General features: G+C 74.3%; 4 protein-coding genes and 1 pseudogene. All 5 read right to left on the reverse strand.

Going from position 1 to position 5,548, the window contains the following annotated elements; translation table 11 throughout:
* Nucleotides 1–234 precede the first annotated feature (234 nt).
* Nucleotides 235–783 (reverse strand): bacterial proteasome activator family protein, encoded by a 549-nt coding sequence (locus L1885_RS22605; RefSeq protein WP_308117377.1) that lies wholly within the window; start codon nt 781–783, stop codon nt 235–237.
* Between the two features lie 33 nt (nt 784–816).
* Nucleotides 817–3,672 (reverse strand): FtsX-like permease family protein, encoded by a 2,856-nt coding sequence (locus tag L1885_RS22610; RefSeq protein WP_235799009.1) that lies wholly within the window; start codon nt 3,670–3,672, stop codon nt 817–819.
* A complete protein-coding gene (locus tag L1885_RS22615; protein ID WP_235799012.1) occupies nt 3,669–4,433 on the reverse strand; it encodes an ABC transporter ATP-binding protein in 765 nt (254 codons plus the stop codon). Before L1885_RS22615 ends, L1885_RS22610 begins: the two co-directional genes overlap by 4 nt.
* A gap of 73 nt (nt 4,434–4,506) precedes the next feature.
* Nucleotides 4,507–5,157, reverse strand: coding sequence for a PadR family transcriptional regulator (locus tag L1885_RS22620; RefSeq protein ID WP_235799010.1), 651 nt, complete (start codon nt 5,155–5,157; stop codon nt 4,507–4,509).
* A 198-nt stretch (nt 5,158–5,355) separates the two neighbouring features.
* Nucleotides 5,356–5,548, reverse strand: a pseudogene (locus tag L1885_RS22625) (hypothetical protein); the annotation flags it as partial.

A 5,548-nucleotide genomic window follows, 5' to 3' on the forward strand; every position in this document is an offset into this window, starting at 1 on the left:
CCCCCGCCTCGGTCGTGACCGAGTCGCACTCCCCCGCCCCGGCCGTAACCGGAACACGGCCGCGCCCGCGCGCGGCGGCCCGATCCCGTCGAGAGCGTCCGCGCCCCGCGCGGGACGCGGACGTCCCCCGTCGTGAGCAGGACACCTACGCTCGCGCCGACCCGGGCCTCCCGCGCCCGGCGCAGGACGGCCCCCGCCCCGCGGCCGGTGACCGGACCCGGGGCCCGGCCGGGCCTACAGGTACGGCCCGGACCGGATCGCGCCGTGGCCCTGCTGGCCCTCGGCCTCGTCCTCCGGCAGCGTCCCGGGCGGAAGCGCCCTGCGCATCTGCTCCAGCTGGGCCCTGGCCGCCATCTGCTGCGCGAACAGGGCCGTCTGGATGCCGTGGAAGAGGCCTTCCAGCCAGCCGACGAGCTGGGCCTGCGCGATGCGCAGCTCCGCCTCGGACGGCACCGCCTCCTCCGTGAAGGGAAGCGACAGCCGCTCCAGCTCCTCCACGAGTTCGGGGGCGAGCCCGTCCTCCAGCTCCTTGACGGAGCCGGCGTGGATCTCCTTGAGCCGCACCCGGCTCGCCTCGTCCAGAGGGGCAGCGCGCACCTCTTCGAGCAGCTGCTTGATCATGCTGCCGATACGCATGACCTTCGCGGGCTGTTCGACCATCTCCGTCACCGGGCTCTCGCGCGGCGCGTCCTCGGCGTCACCGCCACCGAGAGCCATACCGTCCTGTCCCACCACGAGAATGTGGGGGCTCTCCTGCGACCGTTCGTTGCTCGGCATCTCCATGGGTCCAGTGTCTCGCACACCGGTGGGGCCGGGTCAGGTAGCCGCCCTCCTCGACAGGGAGCGCTGGGAGCGGGTGACGGCCGCGGCCAGCAGCGCCGCACCGACGGGGACGGCGACCAGCAGGGCCAGCATCGTGCCCCAGGGCACCACGATCGGCACGTGCGGCAGGGCGTCGGAGAAGGAGCCCTGCGCCACGTTGTGCTTGTACTGGGCGATCAGGTCGCGGCGCTCGCTCAGCCGCAGCCCGATGGACGGCAGCACGCCGGCGAGCGATCCGAGGATCACCCCCATCGCCGCCACCACCCCGCACTGGAAGCCGCTGAGCGTCCTGCGCACCCGGTCGGGGGCGCCGACGGCGGCCAGCGTCTTCAGGTCGGCCTCGGCGTCGGTCTGCGCGAGACCGGTCGCGATGCCCGCTGCACCCACCGTGATCAGGCCCGCGAACAGGCCGAGGGCGAGCAGCACGATGTTGTTCTTGCTGGTGTAGCCCTTCTCGATGTGCAGGTCGATCATGCCGCCGAGGTCGGCGACCGCCCCGTTCGCCTTCTGCTCCTGTGCGCCAGTGGGCAGCGAACCGGTCGTGTAGTACGCCCCGTACGGCACGGTGGACAGGTGCGCGGCCCTGGCCGTGGCCGGGGTCATCAGCAACTGCTCGCCGTACGCGTTCGTGCCGGACGCCACCGTGTGGGCGGGCAGCGTGGTGACGGTGCTCGCGGGGGTCCTGCCCTTGTCGAGCGCCTCCTGCTCCTTGGCGCCGTCGGCGTAGATCCGCAGGCTGACGGTGTCGTGCCCGCCCTTCGTGCTGACGTTGCGCGGGGAGAGCGAGACGACCTGGCCCGCGGCGAGCGCCCGCTCGGCCGCCGGGTCGTGGATGCCGAGGACGCGCAGCACGCTCGCGCCCCCGACGAGCATGCCCGTGGTCACGTCGCTGCCCGAGTCGTCCTGGCACCGCGGGTCCTTGGCCAGCTTGCGGCGCTGGTCCATCGGGACCTCCCTGTCCGCGCCGGCGTCCCCGTAGGTCCACAGCGGGCACTGGTTGGCCTTCGGCACGACGATCTCGGCGTGTCCGCAGCCCGGCTCGCTGCTGTAGAGGTCGCAGGACGGCTTGCCGGTCTGGATGCGGTCGACATCGGCCCGCACCCGGACGGGCAGGGACTTCACCACGGCGGCCCGCGCCGCCGGCACGTCCCGGCCGCCGTCCTCGGTGGTCAGGACCGACACGGCGCCGTACGGCAGCTGCGGGCGGTACTCCGCCCGGGACTGGGCGTCGCTGCTCGCGGTGTACGTGGAGACGGCGACGGTGCCGGCGACCGCGGCGAGCACCGCGGCGACGGCGGGGGCCGTGCGCCCCCGGTTGCGCACGGAGTCGCGCAGCGCGAGCCGCGGCGAGAGCGGCAGCAGGCCGCCGAGCCGGCCGAACAGGCCGACCAGCGCGGGCGTGAGGGCGACGAAGCCGAGTTCGGCCAGGGCGCTGCCGCCGACGACGATGACGGACCTGTCGGAGACGGTCGACCCGTACAGCGCGATCGCGGCGCCGATCACGACGGCGATCAGGCCGAGCACGGGCAGGACCCTGCTGCTCCTGCGGACCCCGCGGCGGCCGGTCAGGGACGCGAGGACCGTCTGCCGGGACGCGGTGACGGCGGGCATGATCGCGGCCAGGACGCCGGTGAGCACGGCGAGCCCGGCGATGGCGAGGATCTCCGCGGGCCGGACGGTGAAGGAGCCGAACCGCTTGCCGATGGCGTCCTCGAGCACCGGGCGCAGCGCGTAGGTGAGGGCGAGTCCGAGCACCGTGCCGATGACGGCGGAGGCCACGCCGATCACGACGCCGCCGCCCAGCACGATGGCCCGGATGTGGCGCCGGTCGCCGCCGTTGGCGCCGACCAGTCCGAGCTGCCGGCGCGAGCGACGGGCGCCGACCGCGAAGGCGGGCCCGGCGAGCAGGCAGATCTCCAGCATGGCGAGACCCACGATGGTCGCCAGGATGGACGCGACCACGGCGCTGTCGCTGCCGTCGTCGGACGTCTGGCCGCTCTGCCGGAAGTACGGCACGTCGGCGCGCGCGGGCGGGTGCAGCGTCACCGCGCGGGACGTCGCCGCGAACCCGTGGGCGTTGGCGGCCTGCACCATGTTCCACGTGAAACCGCCGCCGCCGGGCACGGCGACCAGGTGCGAGGAGTCGGGGGTGAACGGCGGCAGGCCCTTGGCGGCCAGGGCCGCGGCCAGGGGCTTCAGCAGCGCACCCGGCAGCGCGTTGACCTGGTCCTCGCCCAGGGCGCTGGGCAGCTCGTAGGAGCCGACGATGCGGTACTTCGTCGCCAGGTCGCGCGCGGTCAGCTCGGAGCCGACCTTCAGTCCGCTGGACGCGAGGAAGTGCGTGGTCGCCGCGACCTCGTGCGCGGAGCGCGGCAGGCGCCCGTCCACCGGGCGCAGGATGCCCTTGGCCATCGGGTCGCTCGACGCCAGCTCCCGCACCTCGGTGTCCAGGATGCCGTGCGTGGTGCGCAGGCTGACCTGGGCTGAGGAGTCGGTGAGCGTCCGGGCGCCCGCGGGCAGGGCCTTCGCGAGGCTGCCGGGCCCGTCGGGCCACGACTTGTCGCCGTAGTCCTTGGCGGTCGTGTACGACATGAGGCTCGCCGGGTCCTGCAGGATCGGCACCCCGGCGAGATCGAGGTCCTTGACCCGGGCGTCGGCCGCACCGATGTCACGGGTCAGCGTCTCGGACGGCGTCAGCTCCGAGCTGCGCAACGTCAGGTCCAGCGCGCTCACGCCGAGGATGGGGAGCGCGATCATCGCGAGGACGAGGAAGCTGCGTCCCTTGAAGCGCCAGGCGTCGCGGCGCGCGATGCGCAGCGCCACGCGCCAGGACCGGTACCAGGTCGTCACCGCTCGGCCGCCTGCCCGCTCAGCAGGGACTCGGCCCCGGTGCGGACGGTCTGGTCCACGACCGTGCCGTCGCGCAGGAAGACCACCCGGTCCGCCCAGGCGGCGAACCGCGGTTCGTGGGTGACGAGGATGCCCGCGGCGCCCGCGTCGCACCGGTTGCGCAGCAGCGCGAGGACGGACTCGCCGGTCTCGGAGTCGAGGGCACCGGTCGGTTCGTCCGCGAGGACCAGCCGACGGTCGCCGACGAGCGCGCGGGCTATCGCCACGCGCTGCTGCTGACCGCCGGACATCTCGTCGGGGAAGCGGTCGGCGAGGTCGCCGAGCCGCATCTCCTCCAGCGCGGCCCGCGCCTCGACCTGCGCCCTGCGCGCGGAGACGCCGTCCAGCTCCCGGGGGAGCGAGATGTTCTCGACGGCCGTCAGCGCGGGCACCAGGTTGTAGTCCTGGAAGACGTAGCCGATGCTGCGGCGCCGCATCGCGGCGAGCTGCTTGCGGCTGATCGAGGTGATGTCCGTGCCCTCCACGATCACCTGCCCGGAGGTGGGCACGTCCAGGCCGCCGGCCAGGCTCAGCAGCGTCGACTTGCCGGACCCGGAGGGGCCCATCACGGCGACCAGTTCGCCGGCGAAGACGTCGAGGTGCACGCCGCGCAGGGCGTTCACCTCGGTGGCGCCGGTGCCGTGGACGCGGGTGAGGTCCACCAGGCGCAGGACGGGAGCGGCGGCGGGCTGCCCGCCCGGGGGCGGCGGCTCGGCCGGCAGGCCGGGCTGGGGGGTGAGGTGCGACAAGAGAGGTCTCCTTGGGCGGCGGGTTCGGTGCGGGCGGCGCCGCGTCTCAGGACGCGGACGTGCCGCGTGGTGCGGTGGCGGACGTGGAGGTCGTGGCGGCCCGGGGGGTGCCCGGGGCGGGCTCGCCCGCGCCCGGCGCCCCGGGGGCCTTGTCCGCGGCGGGCAGCAGGGACAGCCGGACGAGCCGGGCCTCGCAGTTGTCCAGCCAGCGGGCCTCGGCCTCGGTCTGAAAGATCAGCTGTTCGAGCACGAGCAGCCAGGCCACCTCCTCGCGGGCCTCCGGCGGCGGTTCGAGCGCCTGGGCCTTGAGCCGCGTGTAGTCCTGCATGGCCTGGAGGGTGTGGTGGCGCTGCGCCTGGATGACCTCGCGGATGTCCACGCCCGGCGCGCCCACGGCCATCGCGAGCTTGATGGCCAGTTCGTCGCGGGGCGGGTTCGTGCGGCCGACCGGCGTGCGGAACCAGGAGGCGAGCTCCTCCCGCCCGCGGTCGGTGATCGTGTAGACCGGGTGGCCCGCCTCGTCGGCGCTCTCCTGGACGACCATGCCGTCCCGTTCGAGGCGGTTGAGGGTCGTGTAGACCTGACCGACGTTCAGCGGCCAGGTGGCACCGGTGCGGCTCTCGAAGTCGGAGCGCAGCTGCGAGCCGTAGCGCGGTCCCTCTTCGAGCAGGGCCAGAAGCCCGTGGCGAATCGACATACTCAGTATGTATACCGGGTATGTCGTCGCTCGCAAGCGACCTCAGGGGGACGTGTGACGTCATCCTTGAGTCGTACCGGCCCGCATAACCCCAGGTCAGCGGCGGTTCAATCCGTCAGGACGCCCGCACTGCCGGCGTGCGGACGCGCGGGCAGGGTGACGTCCGGGCGCCCGGGTGCGGGGGGGGAGGGCGGGATCTCAGCGGCGGCGCAGCCGCAGCGCGAAGAAGGCCAGGCCCAGCCCGAGCAGCATGATGCCCGCGCCGAGCGTCGCGAGGGTCGACGACGCGGAGGCCGGCGGGGCGGCGGAGGTGCGCGGCGCCACCTCGCGGGCGTCCGGGGGGCGCCGCGCGTCCTGGCTCGCAGGCGCGGTCACGGTGGCGCGGGGCGGC

Source organism: Streptomyces fuscigenes (genome assembly GCF_021556455.1).
GTDB lineage: Bacteria > Actinomycetota > Actinomycetes > Streptomycetales > Streptomycetaceae > Streptomyces > Streptomyces fuscigenes.